Raw genomic sequence first — 17,117 nt, forward strand, 5'->3', positions numbered from 1 at the left:
GCAGAGCGTTACGAAAATCTGCGAGCAGACACGTAATTACTGCTGCTGAGTCATTACATCACCCAGCTTGATTTTGGCTTCTTTACGCAGGTTGCTCATCATGGCTTCGAAGGCAATCTGAGCATTGTTCTGGGTAATCCCCTGAACCATCGCTTTCTTCTGCGCTTCTGGCAGGGTACCGGCTTTCACTTCATCCAGCGCCAGCAGAACAACGTTACCCTGCGTATCGGTGGTGGTACCAAAGCTTGGCTTGTCCTTCGCAGGCAGAGTCAGACCAAACGCGGCCTGGCTGATTGGGTCCTGGCCGGTACGGCTCAGCGTTTTCGCTTCACCGAAGCTCAGGCCAGCCGCTTTCAGCGCGTCTTCTTTACCCGCTTTCAGATCGGACAGAATCTTCTCAGCATCCAGTTTCGCCTGCTGTTCCGCTTTGTTGTGCTTAACCTGAGCGACGACCTGATCCTTCACTTCCGCCAGCGGTTTGACCGCTTCTGGCTTGTGCTCGCTGACGCGCAACACAAACGCACGATCGCCGTCGACGGTAATGATGTCAGAGTTACTGCCCGGCGTGCCGTTTTCGCCCACCAGACCACCGTTGAAGATGGCATCGGAAACCGGTTTGAAATTCAGCTCTTCCGGAAGGTTGTCACGACCAAACCAGCCTGTCTCAACCGCCTTCACGCCAGCCGCCTGCTCTGCGCCTGCCAGAGATTCGTTGTCGTTGCTGGCAGCATCGCTTACCTTCTGCTGCAGCGCGTAGTAGGCATCCAGCGCTTTTTCCTGTTTCACTTTCGCCGCGATATCATCACGAACGTCAGCCAGCGGCTTAGTTTTCGCCGCGGTGATGTCGTCCAGACGCACGACCAGGAAACCAACGGAAGACTTAATGACGCCAGAAAGCTGGCCTTTCTCTTTCAGACCGGCATTTTTCAGCTCGTCAGGGGTGGTCGCATCTTCCAGCCAGCCCATATCGCCGCCGTTTTTCGCAGAGATAATGTCGGTGGATTTCGCTTTCGCAACGGTCGCGAAATCAGCGCCTTTATTCAGCTCATCCAGCGCCGCTTTAGCATCAGCCTCGGTTTTCGTCTGAATTACGCTGTAGCGGTTACGCTGCGGCTGAGTGAACTGATCCTGATGCTGATCGTAGTAAGACTGGATTTCAGCATCAGACGCGGTTTCCTGCAGCGCGGCCGCATCCAGCTTGATGTAGCTCACGCGGAACTGCTCTGGAGAAACAAAGGAATTCTTGTTCTGCTCGTAGTAAGCGTTGACGTCAGCGTCGCTCACCTGCTGTTTCGCCGCCAGGGCGTTCACATCAATGGTCGCTTCGCGTACAACACGCTGCTGCGCCACCAGCGCGGCCAGTTCATCCGTTTCACCTTTGAGCATGAAATCGGTGCCCACGACGGCATTGATGAGCTGCTGGGTGGTCAGCTGGTTACGCAGCGCCTGAGCGTACTGGTCGGCCGTCATCCCCATTTGATTGACGATGCTGTTGTAACGCGCGTTGTCGAATTTACCGTTAGACTGGAAGGCTTGCGTGGAGAAGATGGCTTTTTTCACCTGCTCATCGCTGATGCCAAGGCCCAGTTTTTTGGCATACTGATCAAGCAGCGCTTCGTCGATAAGACGGTTCAGTGTCTGTTGGCGCAGGGTCTTCATGTACCCTTCGTTCGCCGCCAGTTCAGAGAATTGGTCGCCCAGCTGTTGCTGCATACGGTTACGTTCACCGGCAAAAGCATTCTCGAACTGACCACGGCTGATTTCCTGGCCATTCACTTTTGCGGCATAGTTTGCGCCACCGCCAATAAGGTAACTGCTCACGCCGGTCAATATGAACGACACGATAATGATACCGAAAATAATCTTGAGCACGAGACTGTTAGCAGCCGTGCGTAAGCTGTCCATCATGGTGTAACAACACTCCGCTGTAGGTGACTGGTTACCTGACGCTGACGGAAAATCCTGCCCGTCGCGCGTGAAGGCGTATTGTGACAAGAAAACGGGGCGATTGTCAGCCCACAACTCGCATAAACTCGCACAAATCAGGTCTGGACAAACAAAAAAGGCACATCAAATGATGCGCCCTTGTACTTTCCGGCTTCCCTGAAACGGGAAAGCAATCAGTTTACTGCGTCTTTCAGCGCTTTACCTGCACGGAAACCCGGCACTTTAGCAGCAGCAATGGTGATCTCTTTACCGGTCTGAGGGTTGCGGCCAGTACGGGCAGCACGCTCTTTAACAGCAAAAGTACCGAAACCTACCAGTGCAACGTCGTCCCCAGCCTGCAGAGATTCAGTAACAGAAGCAATTAAGGCATCTAACGCACGTCCAGCTGCAGCTTTAGAAATATCAGCACCCGCAGCAATTTTGTCAATCAGTTGAGATTTATTCACTGTTCTCTTCCTCTCTTTATAATTTATATCGCGCCTGAATCCTTCACAACGCGACCGCGCAGCAGTTATATCAGGCCTGCCATGACCTTACAACACCCGTTGTTGATGACGGACCTAATCAGCAATCTAAATTAGCTATACAAAAAAAGGCTGGCAAGTGCGAAATGACTTACCAGCCTTGTTTTTATTGACGCTCTTTGCGCGAGGTCACTATTTTGCGGTTACAACCTGCATTCCGGAGGGTTCATTCTGCAGTGCGAGACTGAGAACTTCCTCAATTCGCTTCACAGGATGGATCTGCAGGTCGGCAATCACATTGTCCGGAATCTCTTCCAGATCGCGTTTGTTTTCGTAAGGGATCAATACGGTTTTGATCCCACCGCGGTGTGCCGCCAGCAGTTTTTCTTTTAAACCACCAATCGGCAGAACCTGACCACGCAACGTAATTTCACCGGTCATTGCCACATCGGCACGCACCGGGTTACCTGTCAGGCAGGAAACCAGAGCGGTACACATAGCAATACCCGCGCTTGGGCCATCTTTCGGCGTCGCCCCTTCCGGAACGTGCACGTGGATGTCGCGTTTTTCGTAGAAATCAGGGTTGATACCCAGTTTCTCCGCGCGCGCGCGCACCACGGTCAGCGCTGCCTGGATGGATTCCTGCATCACTTCACCCAGAGAGCCGGTGTAGGTCAGCTTGCCTTTGCCCGGGACACAGGCGGTTTCGATGGTCAGCAGATCGCCGCCCACTTCCGTCCATGCCAGGCCGGTCACCTGGCCAACGCGGTTTTCGTTGTCCGCTCGACCGTAGTCGAAGCGCTGAACGCCGAGATAGGCATGCAGATTGTCGCCGTTAATCACAATGTGCTTAAGGCTCTTATCCAGCAGCAGCTGTTTCACCGCTTTACGACACAGTTTAGAGATTTCACGCTCAAGGCTACGCACGCCCGCTTCACGGGTGTAATAGCGAATGATGCCGATAATCGCGCTGTCCTCGACGGTCAGCTCGTTGGCTTTCAGCGCGTTACGCTCAATCTGTTTCGGCAGCAGGTGCTGCTTAGCGATGTTCAGCTTCTCATCTTCGGTATAACCGGAGAGACGGATCACTTCCATACGGTCCAGCAGCGGGGCCGGAATGTTCATGGAGTTGGAGGTCGCCACGAACATCACATCGCTCAGGTCGTAGTCCACTTCCAGGTAGTGATCGCTGAACGCTACGTTCTGTTCTGGATCAAGCACTTCCAGCAGTGCAGACGCAGGGTCGCCACGCATGTCCGACGACATCTTGTCGATCTCATCGAGCAGGAACAGCGGGTTTTTAACCCCCACTTTCGCCATCTTCTGGATCAGTTTACCCGGCATAGAACCGATGTAGGTACGGCGGTGACCGCGGATTTCCGCTTCATCACGTACGCCACCCAGCGCCATACGGATATACTTACGTCCGGTCGCTTTGGCGATGGACTGACCCAGAGAGGTTTTACCCACCCCCGGCGGTCCAACCAGGCACAGAATTGGGCCTTTAATTTTGTTTACACGGCTTTGTACCGCGAGGTACTCAAGAATGCGGTCTTTCACGCGTTCCAGACCGTAGTGGTCGGTATCCAGGATTTCCTGCGCCTGACGCAGGTCTTTTTTGACCTTGCTGCGGGCGTTCCACGGAACCTGCACCATCCACTCAATGTAGCCGCGTACAACGGTCGCTTCAGCCGACATTGGAGACATCATTTTCAGCTTCTGCAGTTCTGCTTCAGCCTTCTCTTTCGCCTCTTTCGGCATCTTCGCCGCGTCGATCTTACGCTTCAGCGCTTCGTTTTCGTCCGGCGCGTCGTCCATCTCGCCCAGTTCTTTCTGAATGGCCTTCATTTGCTCGTTCAGATAGTACTCACGCTGAGATTTCTCCATCTGCTTTTTCACGCGGTTACGAATGCGCTTCTCAACCTGCAGCAGATCGATTTCAGACTCCATCATCGCCATCAGGTATTCCAGACGTTCGTTAACGTCGGACATTTCCAGCACGGACTGCTTGTCAGCCAGCTTCAGCGGCATATGTGCAGCGATGGTGTCCGCCAGACGCGCAGGATCGTCGATGCTGTTCAGCGACGTCAGCACTTCTGGTGGAATTTTCTTGTTCAGCTTGATATAGCCTTCAAACTGGCTAATCGCGGTGCGAACCAGCACTTCCTGTTCACGCTCATCAAGCTCAGGCGAATCAAGGTACTCTGCCTTTGCAGAGAAGTGCTCGCCGTCGTCTGACAGAGTGGTAATACGCGCACGCTGCAGGCCTTCTACCAGCACCTTTACGGTGCCGTCAGGCAGCTTCAGCATCTGCAAAATAGAGGCCACGGTCCCGACGGTGAAAAGATCGTTTACACCCGGCTCATCCGTTGATGCTTCTTTCTGCGCCACCAGCATGATTTTTTTATCATGATCCATGGCGGCTTCGAGGCAACGGATAGATTTTTCCCGCCCTACAAATAAGGGTATGACCATGTGCGGATAAACCACCACATCGCGCAACGGCAATACGGGGATTTCAATGCGTTCAGAACGCTCAGGATTCATAGAGCTCTCTCTTAGTTAGTGTCCGCCAGGTAAGCTGGTCATGTCACTGTGCTTCACATAACCATTAACATGTATCCAGTATATGGGGATGTTTCCCACACATTCAACGCTATGAATACGGAAAAAGTAAAGGGGAGATAAAATCCCCCCTTTTTGATTAACTGCTTGTATGATTTGGTTAATTATTCGCCAGATGCCTGCTGTGCTTCCGGTTTGCCGTAAATCAGCAGCGGCTTGGTTTGGCCGCTAATCACGGACTCGTCAATCACCACTTTCTCAACGTCTTCCATCGACGGCAGATCGTACATGGTGTCGAGCAGTGCCGCTTCAACAATTGAACGCAGACCACGGGCACCGGTTTTACGGACCATCGCTTTCTTGGCAATAGCATCCAGCGCTTCGTCGCGGAATTCCAGATCAACGCCTTCCAGGTTGAACAGCGCCTGATACTGCTTGGTCAGCGCATTTTTCGGCTCTTTCAGGATCTGGATCAGCGCGTCTTCGCTCAGCTCATTCAGCGTTGCCACAACCGGCAGACGGCCGATGAATTCAGGGATCAGACCGAATTTGATCAAATCTTCCGGTTCAACCTGAGACAGCAGTTCGCCTTCGTTTGGTTTTTCGGACGTCGATTTCACCGTTGCGCCAAAACCAATGCCGGAGCCGGTTTCAACACGGTGGGAGATGACTTTGTCCAGACCAGCAAACGCGCCACCACAGATGAACAGGATCTTGGAGGTATCAACCTGCAGGAACTCCTGCTGCGGATGTTTACGACCACCCTGTGGCGGAACGGCAGCAACCGTACCTTCAATCAGCTTCAGCAGCGCCTGCTGTACGCCTTCACCCGATACGTCACGGGTAATGGACGGGTTGTCAGATTTACGGGAGATCTTGTCGATCTCATCGATGTAAACAATCCCGCGCTGGGCTTTCTGTACGTCGTAATCGCATTTCTGCAGCAGTTTCTGAATGATGTTTTCGACGTCCTCACCCACATAACCGGCCTCGGTCAGGGTGGTGGCATCCGCCATCGTAAACGGAACATCAAGCAGACGCGCCAGGGTTTCAGCCAGCAGCGTTTTACCGGAACCGGTTGGGCCGATCAGCAGAATGTTACTTTTACCCAGTTCTACGCCATTGCTGGTGTCGCCGTTACGCAGACGTTTGTAGTGGTTATAGACCGCTACCGCCAGCACTTTCTTGGCCTGCTCCTGTCCGATGACGTAGTCGTCAAGGTGATGACGAATTTCATGCGGCGTTGGCAGCGCGCTGCGCTCACGGTGCGGTGCGACTTCTTTAATCTCTTCGCGAATGATGTCGTTACATAAATCGACACATTCGTCGCAGATATACACGGACGGCCCGGCAATCAGTTTACGCACTTCATGCTGGCTTTTGCCGCAAAAAGAGCAGTACAGCAGTTTGCCCGAACCATCTTTGCGTTTATCTGTCATGAGTCCAAACCTCTTTTTAAGTTCTTTGTGCCGCACATGACGACGCAAATGCCATTCTAAGACGCAAGCTGCAATCAGCAGCGTGCCGCCCTACCTTAGTATAGCGGCACACTCGCGTCGCGGGCATCAATTACGATGGGTCAACACGGAGTCGACTAAGCCGTACTCAACTGCCTCTGGAGCAGAGAGGAAGCGATCGCGCTCGGTATCGCGCTCGATCTGCTCGAGTGGTTGACCCGTATGCTGCGCCATAAGTTCATTCATGCGCGCTTTTACTTTCAGAATTTCGCGGGCGTGGATTTCGATATCCGTCGCCTGCCCCTGGTAACCGCCCAGCGGCTGGTGAATCATCACGCGGGAATTTGGCAAGCAGAAACGCTTACCTTTCGCCCCTGCTGTTAACAGGAACGCGCCCATAGATGCAGCCTGACCCATACAGATAGTGCTTACATCAGGCTTGATGAATTGCATGGTGTCATAAATGGACATTCCTGCTGTAATCACGCCACCCGGGGAGTTAATGTACAGGTAAATGTCTTTTTCCGGGTTTTCCGCTTCCAGAAACAGCATCTGCGCCACGATCAGGTTAGCCATGTGGTCTTCCACCTGGCCGGTCAGAAAGATAACGCGTTCCTTGAGCAGACGGGAATAGATATCAAAAGAACGCTCACCACGTGAGGTCTGTTCAATAACCATTGGCACCAGAGCCATATGGGGTGCAAAGTTATCTCGTTCGCCACTGTATGACATTTCCGTCTCCTGGATCAAAATTGAAAACACCTGCTGTACTGATTGTAACCTTACGGACGGATTATCAGCCAGTCTCATTCATCATGATTACGTACTTATGGGGTTCACAGTGCCCTATTTCAAGCATAACAACCTTTTGTTGTTACGCTAACACCGAAAGGGCGTTTTAGCACTCTTCCTGGGCTATCGCTGCGATAAAAAAAACCCGCTGCCGCAAGGCAACGGGTTTTCTGTTCAAACTTTAAACCGTTGGGGCGAAATTACGCCTGCTGGTTCATCAGTTCGTTGAAAGAGGTCGCTTTTTCGGTCACTTTCGCTTTCGCCAGTACCGCTTCAACAGCCTGCTCTTCCAGGGCAACGTTGCGCATGTTGTCCATCAATTCTTTGTTCTTACCGTAGAACTCGATCACTTCTGATGGATCTTCGTATGCAGAAGCCATCTCTTCGATCAGGCCTTTCACACGCTCTTCGTCAGCTTTCAGCTCGTGGGTACGAATCACTTCGCCCAGCAGCAGGCCAACAACAACGCGGCGTTTCGCTTGCTCTTCAAACAGCTCGCGTGGCAGTTCCATCGCTTGCTGCTGGTTGCCACCGAAACGCTGTGCAGCCTGACGGCGCAGAACGTCGATTTCGCTGTCGATCAGGGCAGCTGGAACGTCGATTTCGTTGGCTTTCACCAGACCTTCGATCGCCTGAGATTTCACACGGTTACGTACAGCGCCGTTCAGTTCGCGTTCCATGTTCTTACGCACTTCGGTACGCAGACCCGCTACGGAACCATCTTCCACGCCGAAACGCTTGATGAATTCTTCAGTCAGTTCTGGCAGTTCGCGCTCTTCAACTTTCTTCAGGTTGATAGCGAACTTCGCTGCTTTCCCTTTCAGGTTTTCAGCGTGGTATTCTTCCGGGAAGGTCACGTCGATGGTGAACTCTTCGCCAGCCTTGTGGCCTTTGATACCGTCTTCGAAGCCTGGGATCATACGACCCTGGCCCATCGCCAGTACGAAGTCAGACGCTTTACCGCCTTCGAACTCTTCGCCGTCTACAGAACCGGTGAAGTCGATGGTGACACGGTCTTCAGCGTCAACAGCGCCTTCTTTCTCTTTCCAGTTCGCCTGCTGCTTGCGCAGGGTATCCAGCATGCCGTCAACGTCTTCGTCAGTCACGGAAACAACTGGTTTTTCAACTTCGATAGATTCCAGACCTTTCAGCTCAACTTCCGGGTACACTTCGAACTCTACGGAGTAGGTGAAGTCTTCGCCCAGTTTGTATTCGCCTGGAACGTAGTTAGGCGCGCCGGCCGGATTGATTTTTTCTTTGATGATCGCATCAATAAAGTTACGGCTCATCAGTTCACCCAGCACATCCTGACGCACGGAAGCGCCATAACGCTGAGCAACAACATTCATTGGTACTTTGCCCTTGCGGAAGCCGTCAATACGTACTTTTTTTGCTACGTTGACCAGCTCGCTTTTCACAGCAGTTTCGATGCTGTCAGCAGCGATAGTAATCGTTACACGGCGGCCAAGGCCTTGAGTGGTTTCAACTGAAACTTGCATCTTGTTACCTCAAAAAAATCACAGTGCTCGGTCAACTCTGAATCTGTCTGTTATACCGGGATGCTCTCTTAGTGCAGATTCACATTCCCTGTCGCCAGAATCATCCCGAAGACATTCAATAAGACGCGGCATTATAGCGGCATCACTTAGGTGAGTCGAGAACGGTTGGGGCATGTTGCTGCGGCTTTTTTCACACTTTAAGGCTATTTTTAGTCTTAAAATCGCTCCATTCGCTCAAAACTCAGACAAAACAAAACGGCCCGGAGGCCGTTTTGAGGAAATCTGTAAGCAACATACTGGAAAAGCTCCAGCCGTTGCAAATCCGATTTATCAGGCGATAGTGCCTGCACCGCGACAGGGCGGCGATGCGAAAACCGTATCCTGCAAACCTTCCCATTCCTTAATGGTGTAGGTATGCAGTGCCAGCGCATGCACGGTCGTGGAGAGCTCTTCCGTCAAGGTGCTGTAGATCAAGCGGTGTCGATTCAGGAAACGCTCTCCCGTGAAGCGATCGCTAACCAGAACCACTTTAAAGTGGCTTTCAGAACCTGCCGGCACGTTATGACGATAGCTTTCGTCGACGACTTCGAGGAACACAGGGTTGAACGCTGCCCTTAATTTATCTTCTATATGCTCACGTATCATCATGAAATTACTCCTCCGACAACGCCAGGATGTCACCCATCCCTTTAAATGTTAGCCGCTTTTACCGTTTCCATTACACCTTGACAACAAATATTTAGCTTTCGTCTGATTTTCTCATTCAAACGAATGAAGTTCACTGTGAGACTCATACGTTTTGTCATACAAGGATTGGGAAAAAGGGTGATCTGGTCAGTTTTCGGACAAGGCGATGAATTTACATGCGTTGACCACTTCCCCTCGCCGTTGGCGATGTTATGATGGCGGCAATTTTTCTCTTTATATGCTTACGATTCGTTGAGAACCCGAAAATGTTAAAAAAACTCTTCTTTCCGTTGGTAGCCCTTTTTATGCTGGCAGGCTGTGCTACCCCGCCTACCACCATTGATGTCTCACCAAAAATCACCCTGCCTCAGCAGGATCCAAGCCTGATGGGCGTCACCGTGAGCATTAACGGTGCCGATCAGCGTCAGGATCAGGCGCTGGCTAAAGTGACCCGCGATAACCAGCAGGTTACTCTCACCGCCTCCCGCGACCTGCGCTTCCTGCTCCAGGAAGTGCTGGAGAAACAGATGACCGCTCGCGGCTACATGATTGGCCCAAGCGGCGCGGTTGATCTGCAGATCATCGTGAATAACCTGTACGCTGACGTGTCTCAGGGCAACGTGCGCTACAACATTGCGACCAAAGCGGATATCGCCATCATTGCCACCGCGAAGAATGGCAACAAGATGACTAAAAACTACCGCGCCAGCTACTCTGTTGAAGGTGCCTTCCAGGCTTCTAACCAGAACATTGCTAACGCCGTGAACAGCGTGCTGACCGATACCATCGCCGATATGGCGCAGGACACCAGCATTCACGACTTCATCAAGCAGAACGCGCGTTAATCCCGCTCGCTGACCCGGTGTATCACCGGGTCAGTTTTATAAGAACATGTCCAGCCATTACTTACGCATTTTCCAGCAACCGAAATCAGCGATTCTGCTGATCCTCGGCTTCGCCTCGGGTTTACCCCTCGCACTTACTTCCGGCACGCTTCAGGCGTGGATGACGGTTGAGAACATCGATCTTAAAACCATCGGTTTCTTCTCGCTTGTCGGCCAGGCCTATGTCTTTAAGTTCCTGTGGTCTCCGGTCATGGATCGCTACACGCCGCCTTTCCTCGGACGTCGACGCGGCTGGCTAGTGATGACGCAGATCCTGCTGCTGCTGGCTATTGCGGCGATGGGATTTCTTGAACCCACCACCCAGCTTCGCTGGATGGCAGCGCTTGCGGTGGTGATTGCCTTCTGTTCCGCCTCTCAGGATATTGTGTTCGACGCTTGGAAGACGGACGTGTTACCTGCTGAAGAGCGCGGTGCTGGTGCAGCAATCAGCGTGCTGGGCTATCGCCTCGGAATGCTGGTCTCCGGCGGGCTGGCGCTGTGGCTGGCCGACCGTTACCTCGGCTGGCAGGGCATGTACTGGCTGATGGCCGCCCTGCTGATCCCCTGCATTATCGCGACGCTGTTCGCGCCCGAACCGAGTGACGTCATCCCGGTTCCCCGCACGCTGGAGCAGGCCGTCGCCGAACCGCTCCGTGACTTCTTTGGCCGCAACAACGCCTGGCTGATCCTGCTGCTCATCGTCCTTTATAAGCTGGGCGATGCCTTTGCCATGAGTTTAACCACCACCTTCCTGATCCGGGGCGTCGGTTTTGACGCCGGTGAAGTGGGTGTGGTGAATAAAACGCTGGGGCTGTTTGCGACGATTGTCGGCGCGCTTTATGGCGGCGTGCTGATGCAACGCCTGACGCTGTTTCGCGCGCTGCTGATTTTCGGCATCCTTCAGGGCGCCTCTAACGCAGGCTACTGGCTGCTGTCGATTACCGACAAACATACGATCAGCATGGCCGCGGCGGTGTTCTTCGAAAACCTCTGCGGCGGCATGGGAACAGCGGCGTTTGTCGCCCTGCTGATGACCCTGTGCAATAAGTCGTTTTCCGCTACCCAGTTCGCGCTGCTCTCGGCGCTTTCCGCAGTTGGCCGCGTGTACGTTGGCCCGATTGCCGGCTGGTTCGTGGAAGCCCACGGCTGGCCAACATTTTATCTCTTCTCGGTCGTGGCTGCCGTGCCGGGGATTTTATTGCTGCTGGTCTGCCGTCAGACGCTGGAATATACCCAGCGGACAGAACATTTTATGCCGCGCACCGAATATCGCCGCGCCTATCGTTTTGCGCTACGTCTGTTAATGGCGGGCTGCATTGCTCTGGCGCTCTGGCTTGTGGTGCTTATTATCAATGCCAGCACCTCTCTGGTACTCCCTTTCGAAGCCCTTCTGCTGGACGCAGGCGCCCTGCTGGCTATCGCCGGGATCCTGATCGGAGGTCTGCTTGATTTCATGGCGTTGCGTAAAACGCAGATGACCTGAAGAAAAATGCGAAAGGTTATTTCCCGTTGTAATCACTAACCGAAATTATAACGGCGAAATAGCCGCCAGGCGCAAAAAAAATATTTGTTGTTTTGTGCGGGATAGGATTTGGAAATTATTGGCTCCCATTCCAAAACGCTATTTTTCATTAAACGATTCAGCATACGAGAGTTTGATTTTTCGTTTTTCAGATGTCTTTTTATTGATAATTAATTGTTAATTTTTTGTTTATTTTCAACAATGGTTATACCAATTGCCCCTTTTAAGGTATGCTTGGGGGTCCTTTCGTTATAAAGCCCATGCCATGCGGCTTCGGTCATAAAAACCGACATAATTTGCAACACTTGTGACACGTGCGGCAGAACCCGGTAACACCTTCCTGACACAGGCCTAATGATGTTTACAGTAATGTAACCTTCCCGTAAAATGCCCGCACACTTTAAACGCCACCAGACTCCGTGGAATTGAGGTCGTTAAATGAGACTCGGGAAATACAATAAAAGTTTGGGATGGTTGTCATTATTCGCGGGCACTGTATTACTCAGTGGCTGCGATTCTGCACTACTAGACCCCAAAGGACAGATTGGACTGGAACAACGTTCACTGATATTGACGGCTTTTGGCCTGATGTTGATTGTGGTTATTCCTGCCATTTTGATGGCTGTTGGTTTCGCCTGGAAGTATCGTGCGAGCAATAAAGATGCGAAGTATAGCCCTAACTGGTCACACTCCAATAAAGTGGAAGCTGTGGTCTGGACGGTACCTATTCTGATCATCCTGTTCCTTGCCGTACTGACCTGGAAAACCACTCACGCACTTGAGCCAAGCAAACCGCTGGTTCACGATGAGAAACCTATTACCATTGAAGTGGTCTCCATGGACTGGAAATGGTTCTTCATCTATCCAGAGCAGGGTATTGCTACCGTGAATGAAATCGCCTTCCCGGCGAACACTCCGGTTCAGTTCAAAGTGACCTCCAACTCCGTAATGAACTCCTTCTTCATCCCACGTCTGGGTAGCCAGATTTACGCGATGGCCGGTATGCAGACCAACCTGCACCTGATCGCGAATGAAGCAGGCACCTATGATGGTATCTCCGCCAGCTATAGCGGCCCGGGCTTCTCAGGTATGAAGTTCAAAGCTATTGCGACGCCAGACCGTGCCGCTTTCGACCAGTGGGTTGAAAAAGCGAAGCAGTCTCCAAACACCATGTCTGACATGGCGGCGTTCGAAAAAGTGGCTGCACCAAGCGAATACAACAAGGTGGAGTACTTCTCTAATGTGAAACCTGATTTGTTCAAAGACGTTATTGGCAAATTTATGGATCACGGCAAGAGCATGGACATGACCCAGCCTGAAGGCGAGCACAGCGCGCACGAAGGTATGGAAGGCATGGACATGAGCCACGCGGAAACCGCTCACTAAGGGGCCGAGGAAGAAAATGTTCGGAAAATTGACACTGGATGCAGTGCCCTACCATGAACCGATTATCGTGGTTACGGTGGCTGCAATTATCATTGGTGGCGCGGCCTTACTGGCCCTGATCACTTACTTCGGTAAGTGGAGCTACCTGTGGAACGAGTGGCTGACTTCGGTTGACCACAAAAAACTCGGTATCATGTACTGCATCGTCGGTATCGTCATGTTAATTCGTGGCTTTGCGGATGCGATCATGATGCGTAGCCAGCAGGCACTCGCTTCTGCGGGTGAAGCCGGCTTCCTGCCACCGCACCACTACGATCAGATCTTTACCGCCCACGGCGTTATCATGATCTTCTTCGTGGCGATGCCGCTGGTTATCGGTCTGATGAACGTTGTCGTTCCGCTGCAAATCGGCGCGCGCGACGTGGCGTTCCCGTTCCTGAACAACCTGAGCTTCTGGTTCACTGTTGTCGGCGTTATCCTGGTTAACCTGTCACTGGGTGTGGGCGAATTCGCGCAGACCGGCTGGCTGGCTTACCCGCCGCTGTCAGGAATTGAGTACAGTCCGGGCGTTGGCGTCGACTACTGGATTTGGGCGCTTCAGCTCTCCGGTGTCGGTACTACCCTGACCGGTATCAACTTCTTCGTGACCATTATCAAGATGCGTGCCCCTGGCATGACCATGTTCAAGATGCCGGTATTTACCTGGGCATCTCTGTGCGCCAACATCCTGATTATTGCCTCCTTCCCAATTCTGACCGTTACCATCGCGCTGCTGACCCTGGACCGCTACCTGGGCACCCATTTCTTCACGAATGATATGGGTGGCAACATGATGATGTACATCAACCTGATTTGGGCCTGGGGTCACCCGGAAGTGTACATTCTGGTTCTGCCTGTGTTCGGTGTGTTCTCCGAAATCGCGGCAACCTTCTCGCGTAAACGTCTGTTTGGTTACACCTCTCTGGTGTGGGCAACCGTGTGTATTACCGTTCTGTCGTTCATCGTTTGGCTGCACCACTTCTTCACCATGGGTGCGGGCGCGAACGTAAACGCCTTCTTCGGTATTACCACCATGATTATCGCCATCCCTACCGGGGTGAAGATCTTCAACTGGCTGTTCACCATGTACCAGGGCCGTATCGTGTTCCACTCAGCGATGCTGTGGACTATCGGCTTCATCGTGACCTTCTCCGTAGGTGGGATGACCGGCGTACTGCTGGCGGTACCAGGTGCTGACTTCGTTCTGCACAACAGCCTGTTCCTGATTGCGCACTTCCATAACGTTATCATCGGTGGCGTGGTCTTCGGCTGCTTCGCTGGCGTAACCTACTGGTGGCCAAAAGCGTTCGGCTTCACGCTGAACGAAAAATGGGGTAAACGCGCGTTCTGGTTCTGGATCATCGGCTTCTTCGTGGCATTTATGCCTCTGTACGTGCTGGGCTTCATGGGTATGACCCGTCGTCTGAGCCAGCAGATCGATCCGCAGTTCCACCCAATGCTGATGGTTGCAGCGGGCGGCGCCGTGCTGATTGCCTGCGGTATCGCGTCTCAGCTGATTCAGTTCTACGTGTCTATTCGCGACCGCGACCAGAACCGTGACCTGACCGGTGACCCATGGGGTGGCCGTACGCTGGAGTGGGCGACCTCTTCTCCACCTCCTTTCTATAACTTTGCCATCGTGCCGCAGGTTCATGAACGCGACGCATTCTGGGAAATGAAAGAAAAAGGTGAAGCGTACAAGCAACCTGCTCATTACGAAGAAATCCACATGCCGAAAAACAGCGGTGCGGGCATTGTGATTGCCGCCTTCGCAACGGTATTTGGTTTCGCAATGATCTGGCACATCTGGTGGATGGCGATTGTTGGCTTCGCTGGCATCGTAATCAGCTGGATTGTGAAGAGCTTTGACGAGGACGTGGACTACTACGTACCAGTCCGTGAAGTTGAGAAGCTGGAAAATCAGCATTTCGACGAGATTTCTAAAGCGGGGCTGAAAAATGGCAACTGATACTCTGGCGCACTCAACTGCCCACGCGCATGAACATGCGCACCACGATACAGGACCGACCAAAGTCTTCGGTTTCTGGATCTACCTGATGAGCGACTGCATTCTGTTCTGCTGTCTGTTCGCGACCTACGCCGTTCTGGTGAACGGCACGGCGGGCGGCCCGGCTGGCAAGGACATCTTTGAACTGCCGTTCGTTCTGGTTGAAACCGCACTGCTGTTATTCAGCTCCATCACCTACGGCATGGCGGCTATCGCCATGTACAAAAACAACAAGAGCCAGGTTGTGTCCTGGCTGGCGTTGACCTGGCTGTTTGGTGCTGGATTTATCGGGATGGAAATCTATGAATTCCATCACCTGATTCTGGAAGGTTTCGGTCCGGATCGCAGTGGCTTCCTGTCAGCGTTCTTCGCGCTGGTCGGTACCCACGGTCTGCACGTGACCTCTGGTCTGATCTGGATGGCGGTACTGATGTTCCAGGTATCCCGTCGCGGCCTGACCAGCACTAACCGTACCCGTATCATGTGCCTGAGCCTGTTCTGGCACTTCCTGGACGTGGTGTGGATCTGTGTGTTCTCTGTTGTATATCTGATGGGGGCGATGTAATGAGTCATTCAAACGATCATGGCGCTTCCCACGGTAGCGTAAAAACCTACATGACAGGTTTCATCCTGTCGATCATCCTGACGGTGATCCCGTTCTGGATGGTGATGAGCGGTTCTGCGTCTAAGCCGGTTATTCTGGGTGCAATCCTGGTGACCGCGGTGATTCAGATTCTGGTGCATCTGGTTTGCTTCCTGCACATGAACACCAAGTCCGATGAAGGCTGGAATATGACCGCCTTTATCTTTACCGTGATTATCATCGCTATCCTGGTAGTCGGTTCCATCTGGATTATGTGGAACCTCAACTACAACATGATGGTTCACTAAGAGCGGCGAGTATGTTTAAGCAATACCTGCAAGTAACGAAACCAGGCATCATCTTTGGCAACCTGATCTCCGTGATCGGAGGGTTCCTGCTGGCCTCTAAGGGCAGCATTGATTACACCCTCTTTATCTACACGCTGGTCGGTGTGTCACTGGTTGTTGCGTCCGGTTGTGTATTTAACAACTACATCGACATGGATATCGACAAGAAGATGGAAAGGACCAAAAATCGGGTGCTGGTGAAAGGCCTGATCGCCCCTTCCGTCTCGCTGGTGTACGCCACCTTGCTGGGTATTGCTGGCTTTATGCTGCTGTGGTTTGGTGCTAACCCGCTGGCCTGCTGGCTGGGGGTGATGGGGTTCGTGGTGTATGTGGGCGTCTACAGCCTGTATATGAAACGCCACTCCGTCTACGGCACGCTGATTGGTTCTCTCTCCGGCGCTGCGCCGCCGGTGATTGGCTACTGCGCGGTCACGAACGAGTTCGACAGCGGTGCGCTGATCCTGCTGGCTATCTTTAGCCTGTGGCAGATGCCGCACTCCTATGCCATCGCGATTTTCCGCTTTAAGGATTATCAGGCAGCGAACATCCCGGTTCTGCCGGTCGTGAAGGGCATTTCTGTTGCCAAGAACCACATCACGTTGTACATCATCGCCTTTGCCGTGGCAACGCTGATGCTCTCTCTGGGTGGTTACGCCGGGTATAAATATCTGGCGGTAGCGGCTGCGGTGAGCGTCTGGTGGCTCGGTATGGCGCTGCGCGGTTACAAAGTGGAAGATGACAAAGTCTGGGCGCGCAAACTGTTTGTGTTCTCGATTGTGGCCATCACCTCGCTGTCCGTGATGATGTCCGTGGACTTCATGGTGCCAGATTCACACAACCTGCTGACTTACGTCTGGTAAGCCAAACAGGTCAATAAAAGGGTGCTTCGGCACCCTTTTTTATTCACTGAATCTACTAATAACGCATGTAATATTTG

The 17,117-nt window shown here is 52.7% G+C and carries 14 protein-coding genes; 7 read left to right on the plus strand and 7 right to left on the minus strand.

All coding sequences use genetic code 11. The features are described from left to right. Positions 1-36: 36 nt before the first annotated feature. From ppiD to bolA, 7 genes are all read right to left on the minus strand, one after another. Positions 37-1,908 (minus strand): peptidylprolyl isomerase, encoded by a 1,872-nt coding sequence (gene ppiD / locus FOY96_RS16845; protein ID WP_033144773.1) that lies wholly within the window; start codon positions 1,906-1,908, stop codon positions 37-39. A gap of 212 nt (positions 1,909-2,120) precedes the next feature. Continuing rightward, positions 2,121-2,393: a nucleoid-associated protein HU-beta gene (gene hupB / locus FOY96_RS16850; protein WP_002444653.1), complete on the minus strand. Its 273-nt coding sequence runs from the start codon at positions 2,391-2,393 to the stop codon at positions 2,121-2,123. Positions 2,394-2,603: 210 nt separating this feature from the next. Beyond that, positions 2,604-4,958 (minus strand): endopeptidase La, encoded by a 2,355-nt coding sequence (gene lon / locus FOY96_RS16855; RefSeq protein WP_023334706.1) that lies wholly within the window; start codon positions 4,956-4,958, stop codon positions 2,604-2,606. A gap of 182 nt (positions 4,959-5,140) precedes the next feature. Beyond that, the gene (gene clpX, locus FOY96_RS16860; protein WP_023310570.1) at positions 5,141-6,415 is read right to left on the minus strand and encodes an ATP-dependent protease ATP-binding subunit ClpX; all 1,275 of its coding nucleotides are present in this window, start codon (positions 6,413-6,415) and stop codon (positions 5,141-5,143) included. 126 nt (positions 6,416-6,541) lie between these two features. Then, entirely contained in the window at positions 6,542-7,165 is a 624-nt protein-coding gene (clpP, locus tag FOY96_RS16865) for an ATP-dependent Clp endopeptidase proteolytic subunit ClpP (RefSeq protein ID WP_010428105.1), read from the minus strand. Between the two features lie 260 nt (positions 7,166-7,425). Further along, positions 7,426-8,724 (minus strand): trigger factor, encoded by a 1,299-nt coding sequence (tig, locus tag FOY96_RS16870; protein ID WP_023310569.1) that lies wholly within the window; start codon positions 8,722-8,724, stop codon positions 7,426-7,428. 330 nt (positions 8,725-9,054) lie between these two features. Continuing rightward, positions 9,055-9,372 (minus strand): transcriptional regulator BolA, encoded by a 318-nt coding sequence (gene bolA, locus FOY96_RS16875; protein ID WP_021241655.1) that lies wholly within the window; start codon positions 9,370-9,372, stop codon positions 9,055-9,057. A 305-nt stretch (positions 9,373-9,677) separates the two neighbouring features. On the opposite strand from bolA, the gene FOY96_RS16880 reads away from it, so the two are divergent. From FOY96_RS16880 to cyoE, 7 genes are all read left to right on the plus strand, one after another. Beyond that, the gene (locus tag FOY96_RS16880) at positions 9,678-10,256 is read left to right on the plus strand and encodes a lipoprotein (RefSeq protein WP_023310568.1); all 579 of its coding nucleotides are present in this window, start codon (positions 9,678-9,680) and stop codon (positions 10,254-10,256) included. Positions 10,257-10,302: 46 nt separating this feature from the next. Then, on the plus strand, positions 10,303-11,778 hold the full coding sequence (gene ampG, locus FOY96_RS16885; protein ID WP_143347470.1) for a muropeptide MFS transporter AmpG: 1,476 nt from the start codon (positions 10,303-10,305) through the stop codon (positions 11,776-11,778). A 477-nt stretch (positions 11,779-12,255) separates the two neighbouring features. Continuing rightward, positions 12,256-13,203 carry a cytochrome o ubiquinol oxidase subunit II gene (gene cyoA, locus FOY96_RS16890; protein ID WP_014882770.1) on the plus strand — a complete coding sequence of 316 codons (948 nt, stop codon included), beginning with the start codon at positions 12,256-12,258 and terminating at the stop codon, positions 13,201-13,203. A 16-nt stretch (positions 13,204-13,219) separates the two neighbouring features. Next, positions 13,220-15,211 (plus strand): cytochrome o ubiquinol oxidase subunit I, encoded by a 1,992-nt coding sequence (gene cyoB / locus FOY96_RS16895; RefSeq protein ID WP_014168864.1) that lies wholly within the window; start codon positions 13,220-13,222, stop codon positions 15,209-15,211. After that, the gene (locus FOY96_RS16900) at positions 15,201-15,815 is read left to right on the plus strand and encodes a cytochrome o ubiquinol oxidase subunit III (protein ID WP_023334703.1); all 615 of its coding nucleotides are present in this window, start codon (positions 15,201-15,203) and stop codon (positions 15,813-15,815) included. The genes cyoB and FOY96_RS16900 overlap by 11 nt, the downstream gene beginning before the upstream one ends. Then, complete coding sequence (locus FOY96_RS16905) at positions 15,815-16,141, plus strand: cytochrome o ubiquinol oxidase subunit IV (RefSeq protein WP_006176899.1); 327 nt, start codon at positions 15,815-15,817, stop codon at positions 16,139-16,141. The genes FOY96_RS16900 and FOY96_RS16905 overlap by 1 nt, the downstream gene beginning before the upstream one ends. Positions 16,142-16,152: 11 nt before the next feature. Beyond that, complete coding sequence (cyoE, locus tag FOY96_RS16910; RefSeq protein ID WP_013095848.1) at positions 16,153-17,040, plus strand: heme o synthase; 888 nt, start codon at positions 16,153-16,155, stop codon at positions 17,038-17,040. The last annotated feature ends 77 nt before the right edge of the window (positions 17,041-17,117 follow it).

Origin of the sequence: Enterobacter asburiae, assembly GCF_007035645.1 — a bacterium.
Classification (GTDB): Bacteria; Pseudomonadota; Gammaproteobacteria; order Enterobacterales; family Enterobacteriaceae; genus Enterobacter; species Enterobacter asburiae_B.